A 25,541-nucleotide genomic window follows, 5' to 3' on the forward strand; every position below is an offset into this window, starting at 1 on the left:
GAAGTGGCGGATTTTCGGCCCAGGAAGGACCGATCCGGTCAGAGGCGGACCAGGACCAGGTCGTCGCGGTGGATGACCTCGCGCTCGTAGCCGCTGCCCAGCTCGCGCGCCAGGTCGCGGGTGCTGCGGCCCAACAGCGCCGGCAGCTCGCCGGAGTCGTAGTTCACGAGCCCCCGGCCCACCAGCGCCCCGTCGGCCGCGACGACGTCGACCGGGTCGCCGGCCGTGAACGAGCCGGTCACCGCGGTGATCCCCGCGGGCAGCAGCGACGCCCTGCGGTCGCGGACCGCGCGGACCGCGCCGTCGTCGAGGACCAACCGCCCCTTGCCCTCGGTGGCGTGCGCCAGCCAGAGCAGCCGGGTCGAGCGGCGCCTGCCGGTGGCGCGGAAGAGGGTGCCGACCGGCTTGCCGGCCAGCGCCTCCCCCGCCAGCTCCGCGGAGGTGAGCACCACGGGGATCCCCGCGCCGGTGGCGATGCGGGCGGCCTCGACCTTGGTCACCATGCCGCCGGTGCCCACGCCGGCGGAGCCGGCACGGCCGATGTCGATGCCCTCGAGGTCCTGGGCGCCGCCCACCTCCTCGAGGAGCCGGGAGCCGGGGCGTCCGGGCTTGCCGGTGTAGAGCCCGTCGACGTCGCTGAGCAGCACCAGGAGGTCGGCGTGGACCAGGTGCGCGACGAGAGCGGCGAGCCGGTCGTTGTCGCCGAACCTGATCTCGGTCGTCGCGACGGTGTCGTTCTCGTTCACGATCGGGAGCACGCCGAGCTCGAGCAGCCGGGCGAAGGTCCGGTGGGCGTTCTGGTGGTGGCTGCGCCGGGTCACGTCGTCGACGGTGAGCAGCACCTGGGCAGCGGTGATCCCGTGCTGGGCGAGCGCCTCGGTGTAGCGGTGCACCAGCAGCCCCTGGCCGACCGACGCGGCGGCCTGCTGGGTGGCGAGGTCGCGGGGGCGGCGGGGCAGCCCCAGCGGGGAGAGGCCGGCGGCGATCGCACCGCTGGAGACGAGCACGACCTCGGCGCCGCGGGCACGGGCGGTGGCCAGCGTGTCGACCAGCGCACGGAGCCGGCCGGGGTCGATCCCGCCGGCGGCCGTGGTCAGCGACGACGAGCCGACCTTCACGACGACCCGGCGCGCTGCCGAGACCACCTCCCGGTTCACCTCGGCCCCTCCTGACCGTCCTCCGTCGAGCCCTCCCCCGGGTCCCGCTCGGTCCACACGCTGTTCTGGTCCCACTCCGCGCCGCTCTCGTCGCTCACGCCGCCCTCGCCGGCCAGCGCCTGGCGGCGGGCCACGTCGGCCCGGGACTCGCCCTCGCCGCGCTCGGCGTACGCGGCGTCGATCGCGCGGCGCCGGCGCACCGACGGCCGCTCCTCGGCGAACCGGGCGTCCTCGCCGCGCCGGTCGCCGAGCGCCGTGGCACCGGCGTCGACCATCGGCCGGAAGTCGAACACGACCGCGCTGTCCTCCGGGCCGATGACGACGGCGTCGCCCTCGGCGGCACCGAGGGCGAGCAGCCGCTCCTCGACGCCGAGCCGGTTGAGCCGGTCGGCGAGGAAGCCCACCGCCTCGTCGTTGGAGAAATCGGTCTGCCGGACCCACCGCTCGGGCTTCTCGCCGCGGACCCGCCACATCGGCTGGCCGGACGGGTCGGAGGTCTCGGTGACGGTGAAGTCGGGCGCCCCCGAGGCGGCGGGCGGCCGGATGACGATGCGGACCGGCTCCGGGGCAGGGCGCTCGGCGCGGGCCCGGGCGACCACCTCGGCCATCGCGAAGGAGAGCTCCCGCAGCCCCTCGTGGCTGGCCGCGGAGACCGGGACGACCGTGAGCCCGCGACCACGGAGCTCGTCGATCACCAGGTCGACCATCTCGCGGCCGTCCGGCACGTCGATCTTGTTGAGGGCGACCAGCCGGGGCCGGTCCTCGAGGCCGCCGTACTTCGCCAGCTCGTTCTCGATCGTGTCGAGGTCGCTGACCGGGTCGCGGCCGGGCTCCATCGTCGGCAGGTCGATGACGTGCACCAGCGCGGCGCACCGCTCGACGTGGCGGAGGAAGTCGTGGCCCAGCCCGCGCCCCTCGCTGGCCCCCTCGATCAGCCCGGGTACGTCGGCCACGGTGAAGGTGGTCTCGCCGGCGGTGACGACCCCGAGGTTCGGCACGAGGGTGGTGAAGGGGTAGTCGGCGATCTTCGGCCGGGCCCGGCTGAGCGCGGCGATCAGGCTCGACTTGCCGGCGCTGGGGAAGCCGACCAGCCCGACGTCCGCGACGACCTTGAGCTCGAGGGCGATGCTCACCTCGTCGCCGGGCTCACCGAGCAGCGCGAACCCCGGCGCCTTCCGCTTGGAGCTGGCGAGCGCCGCGTTGCCCAGCCCGCCGCGGCCGCCCTGGGCGACGACGACCTCGGTCCCCGCGCCGACGAGGTCGGCGACCACGTCGCCGTCGAGGGTCTTCACCACGGTCCCGTCCGGCACCGGGAGCACGAGATCGGCGCCGTGGGTGCCGTTGCGGTGGCCGCCGGCACCCTGACCACCGTGCTCGGCGCGCCGCTTGGGGCTGTGGTGGTAGTCGACGAGCGTCGTGACGTCGGGGTCGACGCGCAGGATCACGCTGCCGCCGGGGCCGCCGTTGCCGCCGTCGGGGCCGCCGAGCGGCTTGAACTTCTCGCGGTGGACGCTCGCGACGCCGTTGCCGCCGCGCCCGGCAGAGACGTGCAGCACGACGCGGTCGACGAAGGTCGGCACGGCCATCGTGGTCTCCTCGGGGTCAGGGGGTGGAAAAGCGACAGACGCCCTGCTGGCTCAGCAGGGCGTCTGGCAGGTGATCGGTCCGGCTGAGCTCACTCAGCGGCCGGGACGATGTTGACCACGCGGCGGCCACGCTTGGTGCCGAACTCGACGGCGCCCGCCACCAGCGCGAACAGCGTGTCGTCGCCGCCGCGGCCCACACCGGAGCCGGGGTGGAAGTGGGTCCCACGCTGGCGGACGATGATCTCGCCGGCGTTCACGACCTGGCCGCCGAAGCGCTTCACGCCGAGCCGCTGGGCATTCGAGTCGCGACCGTTCTTGGTGGACGCGGCGCCCTTCTTGTGTGCCATGTCAGTTCCTCGCTCGGGATGTGGTGAGTCAGCTTGCGGAGATGTCGGTGACCTTGACCTGGGTGTACTTCTGACGGTGCCCCTGGCGCTTCCGGTAACCGGTCTTGTTCTTGTACTTGAGGATCGTGATCTTCGGACCCTTGGCGGCGCCGAGGACCTCGGCGGTCACGGACGCCCCGGCCAGCCGGTCGGCATCGGCGGTGACCTTCTCGCCGTCGACGAGGAGGAGCACCGGCAGGGTGACGGACTCGCCCACACCGTTGGTCACCTTGTCGATCTCGATGACGTCACCGACGGCGACCTTCTGCTGGGTTCCGCCACTGCGCACGATCGCGTACACCGCGACTCACTCTCCTCGGTCGTTCAGTTCCTGGTCAGCCGCACCGACGCAGCACGCGTCACCGACCGAGAGGTTGGGAGCGGCTGAAGCACGCGGCGAAGGGCACGCAGCGCGCGCCAAGGGTCAAGTCTACGGAACACCGGAGGGGCGGTCAAAACGGGCCCCTCCGGTGCTCCGCTGGGTCACTCGGAGGGGTCCGCCGCGGCGACGGCCCCCGCCGCGGCACCCGAGGGCGGCCCGGCCGGCCGGCGGGCACCGATGCGCCGCACGGAGGTGACGATGCGGGGCGCGGCCGGGGGCGGCGGGCTCACCGGCTCCTGCTGCTGCTCTCCCGCCGACTCGTCCGCCGACGTCTCGGCAGCCGCCTCAGGAGTCGCCTCAGGAGTCGGCTCAGGAGTCGGCTCAGGAGTCGGCTCAGGAGTCGGCTCAGGAGTCGGCTCAGGAGACGGCTCCGCGGTCGCATCCGCGGTCGGCGCGTCCGCCGACGGCTCGGACGACTGTCCCGGCTCGGAGGCCGGCAGCTCGGCCGTGTCGACCTCCGCCTCGCGGTGGTGGTGGTCGGACTCCTCGGCCGCCGCCGCCATCGCGGCGAACTCGGCCGGGGTCGGACGGCGCACGGCCGGCTTCGAGTCAGGCTGGTCCGTGCCCTGGTCCTTGCCCTGGTCCTTGCCGCCCTGGTCCTGGTCGTCCGACCGCCCGCGACCGCCACGGCCGCGCCGGCTGCGCCGCGGCTCCTCCTCGGTCTGCTTGCGCTTCTGCTCGACCGGCTCCTGGTGGACGTGGAGCCCCCGGCCCTGGCAGTGCTCGCAGGGCTCGCTGAACGCCTCGAGCAGCCCGGTGCCGATCCGCTTGCGGGTCATCTGCACGAGCCCCAGCGACGTCACCTCGGCCACCTGGTGGCGGGTGCGGTCGCGGCCCAGGCACTCGATGAGCCGGCGGAGGACGAGGTCGCGGTTGTTCTCGAGCACCATGTCGATGAAGTCGATGACGATGATGCCGCCGATGTCGCGCAGCCTCAGCTGGCGGACGATCTCCTCGGCCGCCTCGAGGTTGTTCTTGGTGACGGTCTCCTCGAGGTTCCCGCCGGAGCCGGTGAACTTGCCGGTGTTCACGTCGACGACGGTCATCGCCTCGGTGCGGTCGATGATCAGCGAGCCACCGGAGGGGAGCCAGACCTTGCGGTCGAGCGCCTTCGCGATCTGCTCGTCGATGCGGTACTCCGCGAACGCGTCGCCGTGGGAGTCGTCGTGCCGCTCGAGCCGCTCGACGAGGTCCGGGGCGATGTGCTCGACGTACTGCTGGACCATGTCCCAGGCGTCGTCGCCGGAGACGACCAGCTTGCCGAAGTCCTCGGTGAAGAGGTCGCGGACCACCTTGAGGGTGAGGTCGGGCTCGGCGTACAGCACCTGGGGCGCGTTGCCGCTCTCGACCTTGCTCTCGATGTCGGCCCAGAGCGCCTTGAGCCGCTCGACGTCGCGGGTCAGCTCGTCCTCGCTGGCGCCCTCGGCGGCCGTGCGCACGATCACGCCGGCGCTCTCGGGCACGATCTCCTTCAGGAGCGTCTTGAGCCGGCTGCGCTCGTTGTCGGGGAGCTTGCGCGAGATGCCGCTGGTGGAGCCGCCCGGCACGTAGACCAGGAACCGCCCCGGGAGGCTGATCTGGCTGGTCAGCCGGGCGCCCTTGTGGCCGATCGGGTCCTTGGTGACCTGCACCAGGACCGCCTGGCCGGGCTTGAGCACCTGCTCGATCTTGCGCTGGTTGCCCTCCTTGGCGCCGAGGGACTCCCAGTTCACCTCACCGGCGTAGAGCACGGCGTTGCGGCCGCGGCCGATGTCGATGAAGGCGGCCTCCATCGAGGGCAGGACGTTCTGCACGCGGCCGAGGTAGACGTTGCCGATCAGCGACGTCTGCGACTCGCGCGCCACGTAGTGCTCGACGAGCACCTTGTCCTCGAGGACCGCGATCTGGGTCAGGTCGCGCTTCTGCCGGATGACCATGGTGCGGTCGACCGACTCGCGGCGGGCGAGGAACTCCGCCTCGCTGATGATCGGCGCACGACGGCGGCCGGCCTCGCGGCCCTCGCGGCGGCGCTGCTTCTTGGCCTCGAGCCGCGTGGAGCCGGAGAAGCTGGTGATCTCGTCCTCGGCGGAGCGCGACTTGCGCACCCGCGTGACGGTGCCCTCGGCGTCGTCGCCGTCGGTGTCGGAGTCCCCCGACCGGCGACGGCGGCGCCGGCGGCGGCTGCTGCCGCCACCTTCCGACTGGCCCTCGGACGCCCCGTCCGACGTGCCGTCGGCCTGGCCCTCCGCGTCGGAGTCCTCCGACGACTCGTCGGCCTGCTCGTCTCCGGACTCGTCGTCGGTCGAGCCGGACTGGTCGCCCGAGCCCTCGCCACCGGAGCCCCGGCGCCGGCGACGGCCGCCACGACGACGGCGGCGGCGCGGGCCGGAGTCGCCCTCGCTCTCCGCGGACTCGTCCTGCTGGTCCTCCTGCTCGTCGTCCTCGGAGCCGGACTCGTCCGGGGCTCCGTCGGTGGTCTCGACCTCGGCGTCGACCGTGGGCGCGCCGTCGGCCTCGTCAGGAGCACCGGCCGCGACCGCGGCGGCCTCCTCGACGTCCTCCGGCTCGGCGGCCGGCTCGGTGGCAGCGGCGGCCTCGTCGGTCGCCGAGGTGGTCGCCTTGGCGGCGGCCGTCTTCTTCGTGCTGCGGCGGCGCGTCGTCTTCACCGGCTCCGGCGGCTGGAACAGCGGCGCGGTCGCGCTCGGCGCGCCCGTGGCCGCGGTGTCCGTGCTGTCCGCGGTGTCCGCGGCCGCGGGGTCGACGTCGGCGTCACGCGTGGGCTCCGGCTGCTCCGGCGGTGCAGCGGCGGCCTTCTTGGCGGGCGCCTTCCGGGTCCGCTTCGCGGCCTTCTTCGCCGGCTTGGCTGCAGCCTCACCCTCGGTGGCTCCGTCGGTGGCGGTGTCGGTGGCGGTGTCGGCGGCGGCAGCGGTGGCGTCACCGCCCTCGGCGGGTGACTCGGCCGCGGGCGGCGCGGCGGCGGTCTTGCGGGTCCGCCGGGCGGCGGTCTTCTTCGCCGGGGGTGGGGTCTCACCCGCCTCGTCGCCGGCGGGCGGCTGGTCGCCGTCGACGGCGGCGGCTGCGGCCTTCTTGGTGCTCTTGCGCGGCGCCCGCTTGCGGGGGGCCGGGCGCTCGGCGGCCGGCTGGTCGGCGGCCGCCTCGGCGGCAGGCTGCTCGGTCGGCGCCTGCGGCTCGGTGGTGCTGTTCGGTTCCTGGTCAGTGGTGCGGTTCCCGGCGTCTGCCTGGGACTGCTCGTCGAGCATGTAACTCCTCGGACCGCGACGCCTCGGGCGCACGCGGTGCGTGTCGGTCGCCCGGACGTTGCCGCCCGAGCGCAAGCCTGCGGGTCGCTCCACGGGTTCGCGGAGCGAGCGGCGACCTCCACCGCCTGAGCGTCGACGAGGGAACTGTCGGCTCGACCGCGGTCAGCGGCGTCTGCGTCCCGGAGCTGTCACCATCCGGTCACACCGCGTCGCGGTCGGGCGCCAACGGGTCCCCCACCGTGCCGGTCCCTTCGTCCAACGGACCCTGCGCGAGCCGCTCGAAAAGTGCAGCGGAGCCTGCGTGGAGCCCGGAGGCCTCGCGGATGCCGGCGAGGACGTCGTCGGGTCTCACGGACGGCGAACCGTGCCGTAGGACCACCTCGAGTATCGCACACCGGTCGTCATTGTCCGTGATGTCGGCTACACGGAGCGTCACGACGGCGTGCCGGGCGTCGAACCCGCGCACCCCCTTCTTGGTCATCCGCTCCACCACGACCTCGTCGCGGGCGAGGAAGGCGGCGACCGCTTCCTCGAGCGCGGACCGGTCGGCCTCGAGCCGGTGGATCCGCCACACGCTGGCCTCGAGCCGGTCGGCGAGCGCCCCGCCGGAGGACTCGACGACGTCCAGCACGTCGAGCCCGGGGGGCAGCGCCTCGTCGAGCCGCCGTGCCACCTCCGTCGGGTCGACCTCCTCGCGGAGCCCGATCTCGAGGTACTCCGCCTCGCTGGCCGAGCCCGTGGGCGCGGCACCGCCGTACGAGATCCGCGGGTGGGGGTTGAACCCCGAGGAGTACGCCATCGGCACCCCTGCGCGCACCAGCGCACGCTCGAAGGCGCGCGAGAAGTCGCGGTGGCTGGTGAAGCGCAGCCGCCCCCGCTTCGCGTAGCGGATCCGGAGCCGCTGCACCGGTGGGGCCTGCTGCTCGGGCTGGTCACGCACGGTCCTCGACCCTAGCCGCTGCCGGAGGAGCCGCCGAGACACGGGTCGGGGCCGCGGCTCTAGGCTGGCTCCCCATGGGCCCGCTCGTCGTCACCTCCGGCCGGATCACCCTGCCCGAGCAGCTCGAGGACCAGGCGTTGACGGTCCTCGAGGTCGAGCTCGGCGGCAAGGACGGCCCGTTCGACCCCGACCGGCTCGTGGTGGGCACGGCGCACGTGGAGACGCTCGCCGACCTCGCGTCCGTCGCCGGGGTCTCGGTGGTCCGGGAGGGCGACGCGCTGCTGTTCTCCACCGACCGTCAAGGCGACCCGCGCTGGTGCGAGCAGGCGGCGGCGTTCTGGCAGGGGCTGGGCCGCTTCGCCACCGGTGGCGAGATCCACCTCCGGGGCGCCGACGGCACGACCTGGTCCTACCGCTACTCCGCGGACGGGGTCGAGCAGGTCGGCTCGCCCGCCGATCCGGCCGCCGTGCCGGGCCCACCCGCCGCCGAGCCACCACCGGTCGCCGCCGCGGACGCCGGCCCCACGACCGACGCGCCGCCGGCCGACGTACCGCCGACTGCGCCGCCCGCGGACGCCCCGCCCCCGTCGGGACAGGACCAGCCACCGGTCGGGTGGCCGCCGCCGGTCGAGCCGCCGCGCGGCCCCGGCGACCCGCGCGTCGGCGGGCCCGCGGACCCCTACGCCTCGCTCTTCGACCCCGAGGCCCCCGAGCCCCGCTCCCCCGGCCGTACGGCGGCCATGGCCGCGCTGCTCGTCGTCGGCGTGGTCCTCATCGTCGGTGTGGCGATGCTCACCGCCGGACTGTTCTGAACCGTCCTCGACCGGCTCAGACGACCGAGAGCGGCAGCAGCTTCCGGCCGGTGGGGCCGATCTGGATCTCGGTGTCCATCTGCGGGCAGACGCCGCAGTCGTAGCACGGGTTCCACCGGCAGTCCTCGACCTCGGCGCCGTCCGGGTCGATGGCGTCCTGCCAGTCCTCCCAGAGCCAGTCGCGGTCGAGCCCGGAGTCCAGGTGGTCCCACGGGAGCACCTCGGCGTAGTCGCGCTCGCGGGTGGTGTACCAGTCGAGGTCGACCGGCGTGCCGGCCAGCGCCTTCTCGCACGCCTCGACCCAGCGGTCGAAGGAGAAGTGCTCGCTCCACCCGTCGAAGCGCCCGCCGTCGCGCCAGACCGCCTCGATCACGCGGCCCACGCGCCGGTCGCCGCGCGAGAGCAGCCCCTCGATGATGCCGGGGCGGCCGTCGTGGTAGCGGAACCCGATCGCCCGCCCGTACTTCTTGTCCGCCCGGACGTCGTCGCGGAGCTTCTTCAGCCGCTCGTCGGTGGTCTCCCAGTCGAGCTGCGCGGCCCACTGGAAGGGGGTGTGCGGCTTGGGCACGAACCCGCCGATCGAGACCGTGCACCGGATGTCGTTGCGCCCGGAGACCTCGCGCCCCTTAGCGATGACCTTCTTCGCCAGGTCAGCGATGCCGAGGACGTCCTCGTCGGTCTCGGTGGGGAGCCCGCACATGAAGTAGAGCTTGACCTGCCGCCAGCCGTGGGAGTACGCCGCCGCCACCGTCCGGATCAGGTCCTCCTCGGTGACCATCTTGTTGATCACGCGGCGCATCCGCTCCGACCCACCCTCCGGGGCGAAGGTGAGCCCGGACCGGCGCCCGTTGCGTGAGAACTCGTTGGCGAGGTCGATGTTGAACGCGTCGACCCGCGTCGAGGGCAGCGAGAGCGACACGTTGGAGCCCTCGTAGCGGTCCGCCAGCCCCTTGGCCACGTCACCGATCTCGGAGTGGTCGGCGCTGGACAGCGAGAGCAGCCCGACCTCCTCGAACCCGGAGGAACGGATGCCGTTCTCCACCATGTCGCCGATCGTGGTGATCGAGCGCTCCCGGACCGGCCGGGTGATCATCCCGGCCTGGCAGAACCGGCAGCCGCGGGTGCAGCCGCGGAAGATCTCCACGGAGTACCGCTCGTGGACGGTCTCGGCCAGCGGCACCAGCGGCTTGCGGGGGTACGGCCAGGCGTCGAGGTCCATCAGGGTGTGCTTCGCGACCCGCCACGGCACCCCGGAGGTGTTCGGCACGACGCGCCGGATCCGGCCGTCGGGGAGGTACTCGACGTCGTAGAACTTCGGGACGTAGACGCCGCCGGACACGGCGAGCCGGTAGAGCAGCTCGTCGCGGGGCGAGCGGCCGCCCGCGCCGGGGCACCCCTCCTCCTTCCACTCGCGGACCACCTCGGTGATCGCGAGCACGACCTCCTCGCCGTCCCCGAGGACCGCCGCGTCGACGAACTCGGCGATCGGCTCGGGGTTGAAGGCGGCGTGGCCCCCGGCGAGCACCAGCGGGTCGGCCTCGGTGCGGTCGACGGCGTGCAGCGGGATGCCGGCCAGGTCGAGCGCGGTCAGAAGGTTGGTGTAGCCCAGCTCGGTCGAGAAGGAGACGCCGAGCAGGTCGAAGGCGCGCACCGGCCGGTGGGCGTCGACGGTGAACTGCGGGATGCCGTGCTCCCGCATCGCCTGCTCCATGTCCGGCCACACCGCGTAGGTGCGCTCGGCGAGGACCCGGTCCTGCTCGTTGAGCACCTCGTAGAGGATCTGGACGCCCTGGTTCGGCAGCCCCACCTCGTAGGCGTCGGGGTACATCAGCGCCCAGCGCACGTCGGTCTCGTCCCACTCCTTGCTGGTCGAGTTGAGCTCACCGCCGACGTACTGGATGGGCTTCTGCACTCCCGGCAGCAACGGCTCGAGCCGGCCCCAGACGGAGTCGTGGGCGGCAGCGGTCGCGGGCATGGGTCAACCTCGTGATTCTCAGGGGCGGGGACTTCCCCCAGGGTACGACGGGGTGGCGACCCGGTTCAGCGCCGAGGCGGACGGGTCAGCCGGTCAGCGGGTCGACAGCCCCACGTTGTCGATGACGAAGTTCGTCAGGTCGCCCTGGTCCTCGGTCGCCCGGAACCGCACGGTGACGGTGCGGCCGGCCCAGGCGCTGAGGTCGTAGGTCCGCCGGACGTAGCCGAGCCCGGACGCCCGGTTGGAGTACGTCGCCAGCGTGGTCGTGGTGCCGCCTCGGACGACCTGCACGCTGACCGTGTCCTTGGTCCGCGTGATGTCGTCGTTGGTGTTGATCCGCAGGTAGACGCTGAGCCGGGCCCGGACCCCGGCAGGGACCGCCACCTGCTGGCTGAGGTTGTCGGTGTGCGCCTTGCCGGTGCCCCCGAGCCAGGCCTTCCAGGCACCGGTGTAGCTGCTCTCCCCGGTGTCCTTGGTGATCACCCCGGCGGAGGCGGACCACCCGGTCGCTCCCGCCTCGAACCCGGGGTTGCGCAGGATGTTGTTCGGCGGGGCGGCCTTCACGCGGGTGAAGAGCAGCCGGTTCGGCGAGCCGGCCTTCCGGCCCTTCACCTTGCCCTTGGTCGCGCCGTCGAGGAGCACCGCCTTCACCTGCTCCGGCTTCGCACGCCGGTGCTTCTGCAGGTAGATCGCCGCCGCCCCGGCGACGTGCGGGGAGGCCATCGAGGTGCCGCTGATCGTCTGGGTGTCCTTGTCGTTGCGGTACCACGACGAGGTGATGTTGTTGCCCGGGGCGAAGATGTCGACGCAGGTGCCCCAGTTGCTGAACCCGGAGCGGCCGTCGTTGCTGCGGGTGGAGCCGACCGTGATCGCCGACGGGGTCCGGCCCGGCGAGAAGTAGCAGGCGTCCTCGCGCTCGTTGCCGGCGGCGACGACGAACGACACGCCGTCGGCGACGGCCCGCTGCACGGCGGCGTCCATCGCCCGCGACTCGCCGCTGCCCAGGCTGAGGTTGGCGACCGCCGGGCCGCCCTTGTGGTGGCGGGTCACCCAGTCGATGCCCGCGATCACGCCGGAGTTGCTGCCCGCCCCGCTGCAGCGCAGCACGCGCACCGGACGGAGGGTGACCTTCTTGGCGACGCCGTAGGTCTTGCCGCCGAGCGTGCCGGCGACGTGGGTGCCGTGACCGTTGCAGTCCCGGGTGCCGCGGCCGTCCTTGATGACGCTGAACCCCTTGCTGACCCGCCCACGGAGCTCACGGTGGCTCGACCGGATCCCGGTGTCGATCACGTAGGCGGTGACCCCCTTGCCGTTGCCGGTGAAGCGGTACTTCCCGTTGAGCTTGTTCCCGCGCTGGTCGACCCGGTCGAGCCCCCAGGGCGCGCGGCGCTGGACGTCCCACGCCTCGACGCGCTGGTCGGCCTCGATGAAGGCGACGTCGGGGTCCTCGCGCAGGGTCTCGACCGCGTCGTCGGTCAGCTCGGCGGTGAAGCCGGTGAGCGCGGTGTCGAACGACTGGTCGACCTCCCCGCCCTCGGCGACCGCCGCGTCCTCGACCGTGGCGGCGTCACCCGCGGAGGCGTCCGGCTCCATCACCACGATGTAGCGGCCCTCGATCGCGGTGTCCCGCTCGGTGCCGACCAGCGGCGCGAGGTCGGGGCCGGGATCCTTGCTCGGCGCTGCCGACGCGGTCGTGGCGGTGGCGGTCAGCGCGCACGACGCGGCGAGCGTCGAGAGCGCGAGTGCCCACCGTGCGGGCGTGGCGATGCGCATGGAGTTCCTTCGGGGGTTCGTGGCCGCGGGACGACCAGGGACGTCGGCAGAGCGCCTGCCGTACCTTGCCACATCGAGTGTCGGCTCAGAAGCGTGAACGCTGCAGCTGCGAGCGCGCCACGCCGAGCCCCATCGAGCGCTGGGTGCGCAGGTGGATGGTCTGCAGCAGCCCGATCGCCATCAGCGTGGCGAACATCGAGGTGCCGCCGTACGACACGAGCGGGAGGGGCACGCCGGTGACCGGCATGATGCCGAGGCACATGCCGATGTTCTGGAACGACTGGAAGCCGAACCAGCAGGCGACGCCGGCCGCCGCGAGCCTTCCGAAGAGGTCGTCGGCCTGGGCGGCGATGGTGAGCGCGCGCCAGATGACCACGCCGAGCACCAGGATGACCGTGGCTGCACCGACGAGCCCGAGCTCCTCGCCGGCCACCGTGAAGATGAAGTCGGTCTGCTGCTCGGGGACGAAGCCGGACTGCGTCTGGGAGCCGTCGAACAGCCCCTGGCCGAACACCCCGCCGTTGCCGATCGCGATGCGCGCCTGCTCGGTGTTGTACCCGGCGCCCCGCGGGTCAAGGGTCGGGTCGGTGAACGCCATGAACCGGTCGATCTGGTAGTCGGCGAGCATCCCGAGCTTGACCGCGAGCAGCGCCGCCAGCGCCCCGCCGCCGGCCAACCCGGCCAGCCACACCCGGGGGGCGCCGGAGGCGGCGATCACGCCGAAGACGGTGGCGAGCAGCACCAGCATCGTGCCGAGGTCGGGCTGGGCGAGGATCAGCAACGCGGGCAGGGCGGCGACCGCCAGCATCAGCACCACGTCGAGGTGGCCGACGTCGCGGTTGCGCCAGGAGCCCTCCGTCCGCTCGGCCACGATCAGCGCCATGCCGGCGGCGACCGCCAGCTTGGCGAACTCCGCGGGCTGCACGGACATCCCCGCGAGCACGATCCAGGAGCGCGACCCGTTGATCGTCGACCCCATGACGAGCACCAGCACCAGCCCGACCAGCGAGGCGAGGTAGAGCAGCGGCGCCAGCATCCGGATCCAGCGGTGGTCGGTCGCGGCGACCAGCACCGCGAGGACCAGCCCGATCGCGATGTTGACGAGGTGACGCTTGAGGAACGCCTGAGGGTCGCCGCCGGTCAGGGCGTCGCGCTCGACGGTGGCCGACCACACCAGCACGGTGCCGATCGCGAGGAGCACCGCGGCTGCGAGGAGCAGGAGCCAGTCGAGCCGGGGCACCCGGGCGTGCGAGGAGGGGGCGGGGACGTGGCCGCTGCGGACGCGGTGGCTGCTGAGGAGGCTCACTGGTCGCCCTTCCGCGGGGAGGTCGCCGGCGGCAGGATCGAGCCGTCGTCGGCGAAGACCGGGAGCTTCTTCGGCGGCACGACCCCGGGGATGGCGGCGAGCGCGGTGCGGACCTGCTCGCCCTTGATGCCGTAGAGCGCCTCGTAGATCTTCCGGATCGCCGGCCCCGAGGTGCCGGAGCCGGTGCCGCCCTGCGACACCATCATCACCACGACGTAGTCCTCGGTGTACGACGCCACCCACGACGTGCTCTGCTTGCCGTAGACCTCCGCCGAGCCGGTCTTCGCCCGGATCCGGACGTCGTCGAAGGGGAACCCCTGGAGCCGCCAGTTCATGGTCCCCTGCGGGTTGCGGGCGACCCCGAGCAGCGCCTCGTCGATGTACTCCAGGTCGCTCTCGGAGATGTCGAGCTCCGCCTGCACCGTGGGCTCGATCTCGCGGACCAGCTCGCCCTCGGGGCTGACGATCGCCTTGCCCACGCGGGGCTCGTAGAGGGTGCCGCCGTTGGCGAAGGCCGCGTAGCCGCGGGCCAGCTGGAGCGGCGTGACGACCGTGTCGCCCTGGCCGATCGCGAAGTTGACCGCGTCGCCGGCCCGGTAGGCGAACCCCTCGACGCAGAACTCGCGCGCGAACCGGTGCAGGAAGTCCGAGCCGTCCTCCTTGCCGACCTTGCAGTAGTAGTCCTTCATCGACTCGTAGTAGTCGCGCTTCCACTGCCGGTCGGCGATCCGCCCGGTGGCCTCGCCGGGCAGGTCGAGCCCGGTCTCCTTGCCGAACCCGAAGACCTGGGCGATCTCGACGAGCGGGTCCTTCGCGTCGACGTCGTCGACGTCGGAGCCGAACTTCTGCCAGAAGTCGTAGCCGATCCGGTAGAAGAAGGTGTTGCAGGAGACCTCCAGCGCCTTCGCGAACCCGATGTAGCCGTGCGAGGCGGACTCCATGTTCTTGAAAACCCGGTTGCCGACCTGGAACCCCGAGGAGCAGGGCAGCGCGGTGCTCTGCGAGTAGCCGTTCTGCAGCGCCCCGACCGTCATGAACGGCTTCCACGTCGAGCCGGGGGCGAACTGCCCCTGGGTGGCGCGGGAGAGCAGCGGCGTCCCGGCCTCCTCGGAGTAGAGCCGGTCGAGCTGCTCCTTGCCGATCCCGCCGACCCACACCTTCGGGTCGTACGTCGGCTGGCTGGCCATCGCCACCACCCGGCCGGTCTGCGCCTCGAGCACGACCACCGCACCGGAGTCGGCGACGTAGGGGCGACCGGTGACGGTGTCGATCTCGCCGCGGGCGTTCTGGATCGTCTGCGCGAGCTGGCGCTCGACGACCGACTGGACGCGGGCGTCGATCGAGGTGACGAGGGTGTCCCCCACCCGCCCCTCGATCTCGCCGGAGTCGCCGACGACCCGGCCCATCGAGTCGACGGTGACCTGCTTGTAGCCCGGGAAGCCGCGGAGGTACTCGTCGTACTGCTTCTCGAGCCCGGCGCGGCCGACGACGGAGCCGCCGTGCAGCGAAGCGTCGTCGGTCTCCTCCGCGTGGTCGAGCTCGTCCTCGGTGACCGGGCTGAGGTAGCCGAGCAGGTGGGCGGCATTGATCCCGAACGGCGTCGGGTAGGAGCGGACGCTCTGGGACTCCACGATCACCGCGGGGAAGTCCTCGTTCTGCTCCATGATCATCAGCGCGGTCTGCTGCTCGATGTCCTTGGCGACCGGCACCGGCTGGTAGGGCGAGCCGTTCCAGCACCTCCCGGCCTTCGCGTCGGGGGCGCCGCAGAGCACCAGGCTCTCCCGGATCGCCTGGTACGGGCGGTCGACCGAGCGGGCGATGCGGCGCAGCAGCCGCTCCTGCACCGCGTCGTCCATCCGGCCGAGCAGCGTCCGGTCGACGGTGACGACCCACGAGGTGCGGTTGGCGACGAGTGGGCGCCCCATGTCGTCGACGATCAGGCCGCGCGCCGGCTGCACGACGATGTCGCGGATCGACTGGTCGGCGGCCTTCGCCTGGTAGTCGTCGCCGCTGAAGACCTGGAGGTACCACAGCCGCCCGAAGAGGGTCAGGAACAGCGTGAGCACGAGCACCTGGATGACCCCGAGCCGGAGCCGGCCGCGCACGTGGGTGCGGACCTTGGGGCCGGAGCGGGTGAGGAACCCCGACGGCTCGAGACGGGAGGTGCTGGTGCTGGCCATCGGCGGCTCAGTAGGCGACCTGCGGCGCCGGCTGCACGCGCCGGAAGAGCCGCATCGCCGCCGGCAGGACGAACGGGGACAGGAGCAGGTCGTAGAGGACCGACGGGGGGATCACCGCGAGCGCCTCCCCCACGGGGACCGCGGGGTCGTCGAGGAGCAGCCCGCTGAGGGTGAAGAGCGAGACACCGGCGAACGAGCACGCCGCGACGGTCGCCAACGCTGCCAGCGTGGAGCGGCCGGCGTCGTGGCGCACCCGCCCCGCGGCGTAGCCGACGACCACCAGTGCGAGCGCCCAGCGGCCGGCCACGTGGTCGGCCGGCGGGGCCAGGTCGATCGCGAGGCCGCCGACCAGCCCGAGCACCGCGGCGAGCTCCGGCCCGCGGCTCAGCCCGGCGGCGACGACGACGAGCAGCACCAGGTTGGGGACCACGCCGTCGTAGGAGAAGTAGCCGAAGAAGGTCACCTGGAGCACCACGGCGACGAGCAGCAGCACGGTGAAGAGCAGCCCGCGGGCGAGCGCCATCGCTCAGTCCTCCTCGTCGGGGTCGGGGAGCTCTCCGGCCTGGATTACCGGCCGGTCGCCCTCGGTGGCGGCGTTGACCACCACGCCCACGAGGTCGAGCGAGGAGAAGTCGACGAAGGGGGTGATCACCGCGTGCTTCGCCTGGTCGCGCGGGCTGGAGAAGACCGCCTCGACGATCCCGATCGGCACCCCGGCGACGTACGGCGTCCCGTTGCGGCTCCCCCACGTGACCACGACGTCGTCCTTGCCCGGCGTCTCGGCGTCGTCGACCAGGTCGAGGTCGAGCCGGGCGTCGCCGTCGACGGTGCCGCGGCCGCGCAGGAACCCGACCTCCGAGCTGGAGCCGAGCCGCGCGCCGACCACCGACTCGGCGTCGGCGAGGAGCAGCACGGTGGCCGACCTCTTGGTGGCGGCGATGACCCGGCCGACGAGCCCGCGGTTGTTGATCACGGTCATGTCGGGGTAGATCCCGGAGCTGGTCCCGGCGTCGATCGTCACGGTGTGGGTGAACGACTGCGCGGGCTCCATGGCGACGACCCGAGCAGGCACGAGCGCGAGCCCGCTCTCCTTGCCGGCGTTGAGCAGCCCGTCGAGCTCGGCCGCGCGGCGTCGTACGACGGAGGTGGTGGCGAGCTCCCCCCGGAGGTTCTGGTTCTCCGCCTCCAGCTTCGCGATGTCGTCGCGCAGCGACTTGTTGCTCGTGAAGAAGTCGGGGATCTCGGTGAGCGGCCGGGCCACGACCGCGGCGCTCTCCTGGGCCGGCGCCAGCGTGTTGCCGAGCGCGTCGCGCACCGGCTCGAACGGCGAGTCCTCGCCCCCCTGGTGGTCGACGGTGATCGCGGTGACGCTGGCGAGGCAGAGCACGGCGAGCACCGAGCGGGACGGGCGGCGGCGGGGGTCCTTGAGGCTCACCGGCTACCTCCGCGGCTCGGAGACGAGGACCTGCTGCAGCGCCTCGAACTCCTCGACGCACTTGCCCGCGCCCATCGCCACGGAGTGCAGCGGCTCCTCGGCGACGTGCACCGGCATGCCGGTCTCGTGGCGCAGCCGCTCGTCGAGGCCGCGCAGCAGAGCGCCTCCCCCGGTGAGGACGACGCCGCGGTCCATGATGTCGCCGGCGAGCTCGGGCGGGGTCTGGTCGAGCGTGGTGCGCACCGCGTCGACGATGTCGTGGAGCGGCTCCTCGATCGCGTGGCGGATCTCGCTGCTCGACACGACGACGGTCTTCGGCAGCCCCGAGACCATGTCGCGGCCGCGGATCTCGGCCTCGGGCTCCTTGGTCAGCGGGAAGGCGGTGCCAAGGGTCATCTTGATCTCCTCGGCGGTGCGCTCCCCCAGCATCAGGGAGTGCTCCTTCTTCATCCACGCGATGATCGCCTGGTCGACGTCGTCGCCGGCGGTCCGCACCGAGAGGCTGGTGACGATGCCCCCGAGGGAGATCACCGCCACCTCGGTGGTGCCGCCCCCGACGTCGACGACCATGTTGCCGGTGGCCTCGTGGACGGGGAGCCCGGCGCCGATCGCCGCGGCCATCGGCTCCTCGATGATGTAGACGCGTCGCGCGCCCGCCTGGTAGCCGGCCTCCTTGACCGCCCGCTGCTCGACCGCGGTGATGCCGCTCGGGACGCAGATCACCAGGCGAGGCTTGGCGAAGTAGCGGCGTCGGTGGACCTGCTGGATGAAGAACCGGAGCATCTGCTCGGTCGAGTCGAAGTCGGCGATCACGCCGTCCTGAAGGGGACGGATCGCGGTGATGTTGTCGGGCGTCCGCCCGATCATCCGCTTCGCCTCGTGGCCGACCGCGAGGATCTCGCCGGTCGTGGAGTTCAGCGCGACGACGCTGGGCTCGTCGAGGAGGACGCCCTTGCCGCGCACGTAGACGAGGGTGTTGGCGGTGCCGAGGTCGACGGCCATGTCACGGCCGATGAAGCTGTTCGCCATGATCTCCCGCCACTTCCGTCACACGTGTCGTGAGGAGCGTAAGCAGCGGGAGGGGCTGCAGCGGGGAGGACACGCCCCCGCGGGGCGGGTCAGACGAGGTCGGGGAACCAGAGGCCGATCTCGCGCTCGGCCGACTCCGCGGAGTCCGAGCCGTGGACGAGGTTCTCGCGGTTCGACAGCGAGAAGTCACCGCGGATGGTGCCGGGGGCGGCCTTGCGACCGTCCGTGGCCCCGTTGATGCCCCGGACGACCTCGACGGCGGAGTCGCCCTCCAGGACCAGCGCGACCAGGGGCCCCGAGGTGACGAACGCCCGCAGCGGCGGGTAGAAGTCGCGCTCGACGTGCTCCGCGTAGTGCTTGTCGGCCTGCTCCCCGTCGATCGTGCGCATGTCGAGGGCGACGATCGTCAGCCCCCGCTTCTCGAAACGGCTCAGGATCTCGCCGACCAGCCCGCGACGGACGGCGTCGGGCTTGAGCAGGACGAGCGTGCGCTGTGCCGTCTTCTGGATGGTCGGGTCAGCCATGGGCGGCAGCCTAGTGGTGGCCCCGGCTCAGGCCGCCGCGGCCTCCCGCTCGGCGCGCTCGCGGTCGATCTTCGCGCCGAGCACCCACGAGCCGCCGTAGAGCGCGAGGAAGACCGCACCGAGGCCGTACATCACCGGCACGACCAGCCCGAACGCGATCGTGGCGACCTCGACCAGCCAGCCGAGGAGCCCGCCGACCGGGGTGCGCATCGTGCCGGCCGCGACGAGGCAGGCGAGGATCAGCCCGACCCCGATGGCGATCGCCGGGCCGGTGCCGACGTCGGTGAGGCTGAGCAGCACCGGGGTGAACGGCACCAGCGCCATCGCCTGGAGCCCGAGGATCCCCGAGCACATCGCGCGCTGGACGCGGCCCATCACCGCTCCCGCTTCAGCAGCCGCCGGGCCTCGCCGACGGTGACCACCGAACCGGTGACCAGCACGCCGCCGGAGCCGATCGACTCCCCGAGCGCGCCACCGGTCTCGGCCAGCGTGATCGCCCGCTCGATCGCGTCGTCCATCCGGGGCACCACCTGGACGCGGTGATCCCCGAAGAGGCCGCTGGCGATCTCCGCCAGCTCCTCCGCGGGCATCGAGCGGCTGGTGGCGTTCTGGGTGACCACGACCTCCGACAGCACCGGCTCGAGCTCGGCGAGCAGCCCCTCGGCGTCCTTGTCGGCCATCACGCCCACGACGCCGACGAGCGGGTCGAAGGTGAAGGAGTCCCGGATCGCCTCGACGGTCGCTGCCGCGCCGTGCGGGTTGTGCGCGGCGTCGAGCAGCACGGTCGGGCCGCGGCGGACCACCTCGAGCCGTCCCGGTGAGGTGGCCGCGCCCAGCGTCTCGTGGACCAGCTCGTGGCCGAGCGGCTCGTCGCCGGCCATCGACTCGACGGCGGCGAGCGCGAGCGCGGCGTTCTGCGCCTGGTGGGCGCCGTAGAGCGGGAGGAAGACGTCGGTGTACTCCCGGTGCACACCGCGCAGCGACACCACCTGGCCGCCGACCGCCGGCACCCGGGCGGTCACGCCGAAGTCGTAGCCCTCGCGGAGCAGCGTCGCGCCGACCTCCGCCGCGCGCTCGGCGAGCACCGCCATCACCTCGGGCGCCTGCTCGGCGACGACCGCGACCGCACCCGGCTTGATGATCCCGGCCTTCTCGACGGCGATCACCTCGGCGCTGTCGCCCAGGTAGCGGGCGTGGTCGACGGCGATGGGCGTGAGGACGGCGACGGTGCCGTCGGCGACGTTGGTGGCGTCCCAGGAGCCGCCCATGCCCACCTCCACGACCGCGACGTCGGCGGGTGCGTCCGCGAAGGCGGCGTACGCCATCCCGACGACGGTCTCGAAGAACGACAGCGGGTGCTCGTTGGCGGCGTCGACGATGTCGAGGTACGGCGCCACGTCGAGGTACGCGCGGACGAAGGCCTCCTCACCCAGGGGCTCCCCGTCGACGCTGATCCGCTCGGTCATCCGCTCGACGTGGGGGCTGGTGAACCGCCCGGTCCGGAGCCCCCGCGCGCGGAGCAGGTCGTCGACCATCCGCGCGGTGCTGGTCTTGCCGTTGGTCCCCGTCAGGTGGACGACCCGGTACGCGCGCTGCGGGTCGCCGAGCAGCTCGACCAGCGCCTCGATGCGGTCGAGGGAGGGCTCGAGGCGGGTCTCGGGCCAGCGGGCGAGCAGCGCCGCCTCGACCTCGGCGTACGTCGGGAGGGGCGATCGGTCGGCGGGCTCAGTCATGTCCCGTCGAGTCTAGGGGGCGGCCGGGCGGCCGGTGGCCCGGAGCAGGTCGCGGGTGAGCTCCACCTGGCCGAGGTGCTGGGCGAGCTCGTGGAAGACGTGCACGAGCACCCCTGCCTGGCTCCGGTCGAACGGCAGCCCGGCGTCCTCCGGCGGCAGCGGGCGGGTCGGGCGGGACCGGGGCTCGAGCCGCTCGAGGTCGGCGACGAAACGGGCGCGGGAGCGCGCGACCCGCTCGCGCACCTCCGCCACCGGGCCGGTCGCACGGAACTCGGCGTCGCGGTCGCGCTCGATCGGGCGGCCGGCGACCATCTCGCCGCCCCAGAACTCCATGACGCCGAGGCAGTGCGTCAGGACCGCGTACGGCGAGTTCGCGTCCGGCAGCTCCGGGCGGGTGTTGGCCAGCTCGTCGCCCAGCTCCTCGACGATGGTGGTCATCGTCTCGAGGCAGTCGTCGACGAACCAGAGGTACTCCTCCAGCGTCAGCTCGATCACCGACCCAGGCTAGGGCGACGGAACGGGTTCGCGGGGGCGCGGCGGCGCTTCGTAGGATCGCCCCATGTCTTCCACGCCGCAGCACGCCCCGTCCGCGACGACGCCGCCCCGCGTCGCCGTACCGGACGGGCCGGCCGGCGTCCCGGAGAAGCCCGCCCTCGAGGGGCTCGAGGCGAAGTGGGCCGAGCGGTGGAAGGAGCAGCGCACCTACGCCTTCGACCGCACGAAGAGCCGCGAGGAGATCTACTCGATCGACACCCCGCCGCCGACGGTGTCGGGCTCGCTCCACGTCGGTCACGTCTTCTCCTACACCCACACCGACCTCGTCGCGCGTTACCAGCGGATGCGCGGCAAGGAGGTCTTCTACCCGATGGGGTGGGACGACAACGGGCTGCCGACCGAGCGGCGGGTGCAGAACTACTTCGGCGTGCGGTGCGACCCCTCGCTCCCCCACGACCCCGACTTCGTCCCGCCGGCCAAGCCGGACCCGAAGCGGCAGGTGCCGGTCGACCGCCCGAACTTCATCAAGCTGTGCGAGCAGCTGGTCGTCGAGGACGAGAAGGTCTTCGAGTCGCTGTGGCGCACCCTCGGGCTGAGCGTCGACTGGGAGCAGACCTACACGACGATCGGCCAGGAGTCGCAGACCGTCTCCCAGCGGGCGTTCCTGCGCAACTTCGCGCGCGGGGAGGCCTACCTGCAGGAGGCGCCGACCCTCTGGGACGTCACCTTCCAGACCGCCGTCGCGCAGGCCGAGCTCGAGGCCCGGGAGTACGCCGGCCACTACCACCGGGTCGCCTTCCACCCGGTCTCGACGGAGCTCGCCCACGGTGAGCCGGTCCACATCGAGACGACGCGTCCCGAGCTGATCCCGGCCGTCGTGGCGCTGATCGCCCACCCCGACGACGAGCGCTACCAGCCGCTGTTCGGGTCGACGGTGTCGTCGCCGGTCTTCGGCGTCGAGATCCCGGTCCTCCCCCACCCGGCGGCCGAGCCCGACAAGGGCGCCGGCATCGCGATGTGCTGCACCTTCGGTGACCTCACCGACGTGCAGTGGTGGCGCGAGCTCCAGCTGCCGGTCCGCACCGTGGTGGGCCGCGACGGCCGGCTGCTGCGCGAGACCCCGCCGTGGCTGGCGGCCGAGCCGGCCGCGTCGGCGTACGCCCAGCTCGCCGGGAAGACCACCTTCAGCGCCCGCGAGGCGATGGTGGGGCTGCTCCGCGAGTCCGGCGACCTGGTGGGCGAGCCGACACCGACGACCCGGATGACCAACTTCTACGAGAAGGGCGACAAGCCCCTCGAGATCGTCTCGACCCGGCAGTGGTACGTCCGCAACGGCGGCCGCGACGCCGAGCTGCGCGACGAGCTCGTCGCACGGGGCGGGGAGATCACCTGGGTCCCCGAGCACATGCGGCACCGCTACGACAACTGGGTCGGCGGGCTCAACGGCGACTGGCTGATCTCGCGGCAGCGGTTCTTCGGCATCCCGTTCCCGGTCTGGTACCCCCTCGACGGCGACGGCGAGCCCGACTACGCCCACCCGCTGCTCCCCACCGAGGCCGAGCTGCCGGTCGACCCCTCGACCGACGCGCCCCGCGGCTACGAGGAGTCGCAGCGGGGCAAGCCGGACGGCTTCATCGGCGACCCCGACGTGATGGACACCTGGGCGACCTCGTCGCTGACCCCGCACATCGCCGGCGGCTGGGAGTCCGACCCGGACCTGTTCCAGCGGGTCTTCCCGATGGACCTGTGCACCCAGGCGCACGACATCATCCGCACCTGGATGTTCTCCCGCGTGGTCCGGGCGCACTTCGAGAACCACGTGGTGCCGTGGTCCCACGCGATGCTTTCCGGCTTCGTGGTCGACCCCGACCGCAAGAAGATGTCGAAGTCCAAGGGCAACGTCGTGGTGCCGACCGAGATCCTCGACAAGTACGGCGCCGACGCGGTCCGCTGGCGCGCGGCGATGGCCCGGCCGGGGCTGGACTCGCCCTTCGACGAGACCCAGATGAAGGTCGGCCGCCGGCTCGCCATGAAAGTCCTCAACGCCTCGAAGTTCGCCCTCGGCGGCGTCGGGGCGACCACGATCGACCCGGCGGCGGTGACCGAGCCGGTCGACCGGGCGATGCTCGCCGGGCTGGCGACCGTGGTGCGCCGGGCGACCGAGGCGTTCGACGCCTACGACTACACCTCGGCGCTCGAGGTGGCCGAGCGGTTCTTCTGGCAGTTCTGCGACGACTACGTCGAGCTCGTCAAGGAGCGGGCGTACGGCGGAGCGGGCGAGGCGGCCGCCGCCTCCGCGAAGTCCGCCCTCGCCCTCGCCCTCCACGTCCAGCTCCGGCTGCTCGCGCCCTTCCTCCCCTACGTGACGGAGGAGGTCTGGTCCTGGTGGCAGGAGGGGTCGGTGCACCGGCAGCCCTGGCCCACGACCGACGAGCTGCCCGCGACCGACGCCCCCGACCAGATGCTGGAGGCGGTCGCGGCCGCGCTGGCCGGCATCCGCGGCGTGAAGTCGACGGCGAAGGTGTCGATGCGCACCGAGCTCTCCGCCGCGACCGTGTCGGGCCCGGCGGCCCTGGTCACGCTCGCCCAGGAGGCCGCGGCCGACCTCGCCGCGGCCGGCAAGGTCACCGGTCCGCTGACCTTCGACACCACGGAGGCCGCCGAGATCACCGTCGAGGCGCAGATCGCCGACGCATGACGCGCGGCCGGGTGGATGTCAGGCACGACGTGCCCGACGTCCACCCGGCAGTGTCGTGTCTCGCGTCCCGGGTCACTTGACCTCGGAGCGCATCACCAGGGCGGTGCCGACGGCCAGCGGGAGCACCAGCCACAGCAGCGTCGAGGTGCCGAGCTGCGCCCACTCCTGGCCGGTCAGCGTGCCGTCCTCGAAGAGCCGCGACTGGGCGAAGGTGAAGTCGACCCACGCCTGGGCGTCCCGGAACCCCTCCTGCGTCGATGCCAGCAGCGACGACAGCGGCGGCAGCACCAGCGTGTAGACGAAGTAGGCGACGACCGCGGCGGCGGAGCTGCGGGTCACCACGCCGAGCATGAAGCCGACGATCAGCCCGAGGACGTTGGCCAGCACGATGTTGCCGAGCTCGGCAGCGCTGACGTTCCACACCGGGTCGGTGCCGGCGATCGCCGTGCCGACGACGTTGCCGAGCGCACCGACCGCGGCGGCGACCGGGATCGCGACGACGCCGACGCCCACGGCGCAGACCGCCTTCGCCAGCATCACGCGACCGCGGCTCGGGAAGTGGGTGAAGGTGGTCAGCCCGGTCCGCTGGCTCCACTCGCTGGTGACCGACAGGATCGCGATGACCGGCAGCACCACCGTCATCGGGATGCCGATCGCGCTGGCGAACATCTCGTAGGTCAGCTCGTCCTCGGGTGCCCACAGCACCACGGCGGAGGTCGCGAGCACCGACAGGATGACGATGCTCGCCATCAGCCAGGCGCCGGACCGGGTGTCGAACATCTTGCGCAGCTCGACGCCGAGGATCCGGCCGAACGAGGCGCGCTTGTGGACGGTGGCGACCTGCGCTGCCGGCCGGGTGACGGTGAGGGCGGTCATGCCGCGACTCCTTCTCTCTGGGTGGAGGCGGTGAGCTCGAGGAACATCTCCTCGAGGCCGGCGCCGTCCGCGGTCTTGAGCTCGGTGAGGGGGATGCCGGCGTGGAGGGCGACCATGCCGACGAGGGCGGCGTCGGCGTCGGTGCGCACCGCGCCGTCGGGCGAGACGGCGGCCTCGTGGCCGGCCGAGGTGAGCGCCCGGGCCAGCTCCTCGGTGCGCGGGCTGCGGGCCACGGTCCCCGCGGCCGCGAGCAGCTCGGCCTTGGTGCCGGAGGCGACGATCCGCCCGTTGCCGATCACGACGAGGTCGTCTGCGACCACCTCGATCTCGTGGAGCAGGTGGGAGGAGAGCAGCACGGTGCCGCCCTCGTCGGCGTAGCCGCGGAGCAGGTCGCGCATCCACCGGATGCCGGCCGGGTCGAGCCCGTTGGCGGGCTCGTCGAGGACCAGCACCTGGGGGTCGCCGATCAGCGCGGTGGCGATCCCGAGCCGCTGCCGCATGCCGAGCGAGTAGTGGCGCACCCGCCTCCGCGACTCCTTCTCGGTGAGGCTGACGCGCTCGAGGAGCTCCCCCACCCGGCGGGTGGGCACGCCCATCGAGCGGGCGGCGAGCGTGAGCACCTCACGCCCGGTCCGTCCTGCGTGCTGGGCGGAGGCGTCGAGGAGGACCCCGACCTCGCGGCCCGGGTTCGGCAGGTCGGCGAAGCGACGGCCCGCGACGAGCGCGCCCCCTGAGGTCGGCGGGGTCAGCCCGACCATCATCCGCATCGTGGTCGACTTGCCGGCGCCGTTGGGCCCGAGGAAACCGGTCACCCGGCCGGGGGGCGCGGTGAACGACACGTCGTCGACGGCGGTGAACCCGCCGTACTTCTTGGTGAGTGACTCGACTGTGATCATGCCGAGAAGCCTCGCCGTCGGCGGGGCAGGCCGGTATCCGGGAAGGTGCTGGTCGGACCCCCGGCCGACCCCGGGGTCCCCTGGTCCAGACCCTGAGCCGTCTCAGGGTCGCCGGGTCA

General features: G+C 72.7%; 21 protein-coding genes. 2 read left to right on the forward strand and 19 right to left on the reverse strand.

What is annotated here, in order from left to right; translation table 11 throughout:
* Positions 1–38: 38 nt before the first annotated feature.
* From proB to FIP57_RS14450, 6 genes are all read right to left on the reverse strand, one after another.
* Positions 39–1,157: a glutamate 5-kinase gene (gene proB, locus FIP57_RS14425; RefSeq protein ID WP_148574254.1), complete on the reverse strand. Its 1,119-nt coding sequence runs from the start codon at positions 1,155–1,157 to the stop codon at positions 39–41.
* On the reverse strand, positions 1,154–2,743 hold the full coding sequence (obgE, locus tag FIP57_RS14430; protein ID WP_148574255.1) for a GTPase ObgE: 1,590 nt from the start codon (positions 2,741–2,743) through the stop codon (positions 1,154–1,156). The genes proB and obgE overlap by 4 nt, the downstream gene beginning before the upstream one ends.
* An 89-nt stretch (positions 2,744–2,832) precedes the next feature.
* Positions 2,833–3,090, reverse strand: coding sequence for a 50S ribosomal protein L27 (rpmA, locus tag FIP57_RS14435; RefSeq protein WP_148574256.1), 258 nt, complete (start codon positions 3,088–3,090; stop codon positions 2,833–2,835).
* A gap of 28 nt (positions 3,091–3,118) precedes the next feature.
* Positions 3,119–3,430, reverse strand: coding sequence for a 50S ribosomal protein L21 (rplU, locus tag FIP57_RS14440; protein ID WP_148574257.1), 312 nt, complete (start codon positions 3,428–3,430; stop codon positions 3,119–3,121).
* Between the two features lie 182 nt (positions 3,431–3,612).
* Positions 3,613–6,750, reverse strand: coding sequence for an Rne/Rng family ribonuclease (locus FIP57_RS14445; protein WP_148574258.1), 3,138 nt, complete (start codon positions 6,748–6,750; stop codon positions 3,613–3,615).
* Between the two features lie 199 nt (positions 6,751–6,949).
* Positions 6,950–7,690, reverse strand: coding sequence for a TIGR03936 family radical SAM-associated protein (locus tag FIP57_RS14450; RefSeq protein ID WP_148574259.1), 741 nt, complete (start codon positions 7,688–7,690; stop codon positions 6,950–6,952).
* A 74-nt stretch (positions 7,691–7,764) separates the two neighbouring features.
* On the opposite strand from FIP57_RS14450, the gene FIP57_RS14455 reads away from it, so the two are divergent.
* Positions 7,765–8,502: a hypothetical protein gene (locus FIP57_RS14455; RefSeq protein ID WP_148574260.1), complete on the forward strand. Its 738-nt coding sequence runs from the start codon at positions 7,765–7,767 to the stop codon at positions 8,500–8,502.
* A gap of 16 nt (positions 8,503–8,518) precedes the next feature.
* Here FIP57_RS14455 and FIP57_RS14460 read toward each other — a convergent pair whose 3' ends face one another.
* The 11 genes from FIP57_RS14460 to FIP57_RS14510 all read right to left on the reverse strand — a co-directional run bounded on the left by FIP57_RS14460 (position 8,519) and on the right by FIP57_RS14510 (position 20,952).
* Complete coding sequence (locus FIP57_RS14460) at positions 8,519–10,477, reverse strand: TIGR03960 family B12-binding radical SAM protein (protein WP_148574261.1); 1,959 nt, start codon at positions 10,475–10,477, stop codon at positions 8,519–8,521.
* Between the two features lie 93 nt (positions 10,478–10,570).
* Positions 10,571–12,250 (reverse strand): S8 family peptidase, encoded by a 1,680-nt coding sequence (locus FIP57_RS14465; RefSeq protein ID WP_148574262.1) that lies wholly within the window; start codon positions 12,248–12,250, stop codon positions 10,571–10,573.
* Positions 12,251–12,335: 85 nt separating this feature from the next.
* Positions 12,336–13,556, reverse strand: coding sequence for a rod shape-determining protein RodA (gene rodA / locus FIP57_RS14470; protein ID WP_148574263.1), 1,221 nt, complete (start codon positions 13,554–13,556; stop codon positions 12,336–12,338).
* On the reverse strand, positions 13,553–15,736 hold the full coding sequence (gene mrdA, locus FIP57_RS14475; protein WP_148574264.1) for a penicillin-binding protein 2: 2,184 nt from the start codon (positions 15,734–15,736) through the stop codon (positions 13,553–13,555). The genes rodA and mrdA overlap by 4 nt, the downstream gene beginning before the upstream one ends.
* A gap of 7 nt (positions 15,737–15,743) precedes the next feature.
* Positions 15,744–16,259, reverse strand: coding sequence for a rod shape-determining protein MreD (gene mreD, locus FIP57_RS14480; RefSeq protein ID WP_148574265.1), 516 nt, complete (start codon positions 16,257–16,259; stop codon positions 15,744–15,746).
* Positions 16,260–16,262: 3 nt separating this feature from the next.
* Positions 16,263–17,171: a rod shape-determining protein MreC gene (mreC, locus tag FIP57_RS14485; protein ID WP_148574266.1), complete on the reverse strand. Its 909-nt coding sequence runs from the start codon at positions 17,169–17,171 to the stop codon at positions 16,263–16,265.
* Positions 17,172–17,174: 3 nt separating this feature from the next.
* A complete protein-coding gene (locus FIP57_RS14490) occupies positions 17,175–18,200 on the reverse strand; it encodes a rod shape-determining protein (protein WP_148574267.1) in 1,026 nt (341 codons plus the stop codon).
* A gap of 89 nt (positions 18,201–18,289) precedes the next feature.
* Positions 18,290–18,724, reverse strand: a complete 435-nt coding sequence (ndk, locus tag FIP57_RS14495) for a nucleoside-diphosphate kinase (RefSeq protein WP_148574268.1) — start codon at positions 18,722–18,724, stop codon at positions 18,290–18,292.
* 27 nt (positions 18,725–18,751) lie between these two features.
* Positions 18,752–19,099 carry a DUF4233 domain-containing protein gene (locus FIP57_RS14500; RefSeq protein WP_148574269.1) on the reverse strand — a complete coding sequence of 116 codons (348 nt, stop codon included), beginning with the start codon at positions 19,097–19,099 and terminating at the stop codon, positions 18,752–18,754.
* A complete protein-coding gene (locus tag FIP57_RS14505; protein ID WP_148574270.1) occupies positions 19,099–20,457 on the reverse strand; it encodes a bifunctional folylpolyglutamate synthase/dihydrofolate synthase in 1,359 nt (452 codons plus the stop codon). The genes FIP57_RS14500 and FIP57_RS14505 overlap by 1 nt, the downstream gene beginning before the upstream one ends.
* Before the next feature lie 12 nt (positions 20,458–20,469).
* Positions 20,470–20,952 carry a DinB family protein gene (locus FIP57_RS14510; protein ID WP_203231275.1) on the reverse strand — a complete coding sequence of 161 codons (483 nt, stop codon included), beginning with the start codon at positions 20,950–20,952 and terminating at the stop codon, positions 20,470–20,472.
* 64 nt (positions 20,953–21,016) lie between these two features.
* On the opposite strand from FIP57_RS14510, the gene valS reads away from it, so the two are divergent.
* Entirely contained in the window at positions 21,017–23,650 is a 2,634-nt protein-coding gene (valS, locus tag FIP57_RS14515; RefSeq protein ID WP_148574271.1) for a valine--tRNA ligase, read from the forward strand.
* A gap of 72 nt (positions 23,651–23,722) precedes the next feature.
* Here the strand turns inward: valS and FIP57_RS14520 are convergent, their stop codons facing one another.
* Together FIP57_RS14520 and FIP57_RS14525 are read right to left on the reverse strand one after the other, a co-directional pair.
* Positions 23,723–24,526: an ABC transporter permease subunit gene (locus FIP57_RS14520; protein WP_148574272.1), complete on the reverse strand. Its 804-nt coding sequence runs from the start codon at positions 24,524–24,526 to the stop codon at positions 23,723–23,725.
* The gene (locus tag FIP57_RS14525) at positions 24,523–25,422 is read right to left on the reverse strand and encodes an ABC transporter ATP-binding protein (protein WP_148574273.1); all 900 of its coding nucleotides are present in this window, start codon (positions 25,420–25,422) and stop codon (positions 24,523–24,525) included. The genes FIP57_RS14520 and FIP57_RS14525 overlap by 4 nt, the downstream gene beginning before the upstream one ends.
* Between the last annotated feature and the right edge of the window lie 119 nt (positions 25,423–25,541).

This window comes from Nocardioides caldifontis, assembly GCF_008087345.1.
GTDB classification, from domain to species: domain Bacteria; phylum Actinomycetota; class Actinomycetes; order Propionibacteriales; family Nocardioidaceae; genus Marmoricola_A; species Marmoricola_A caldifontis.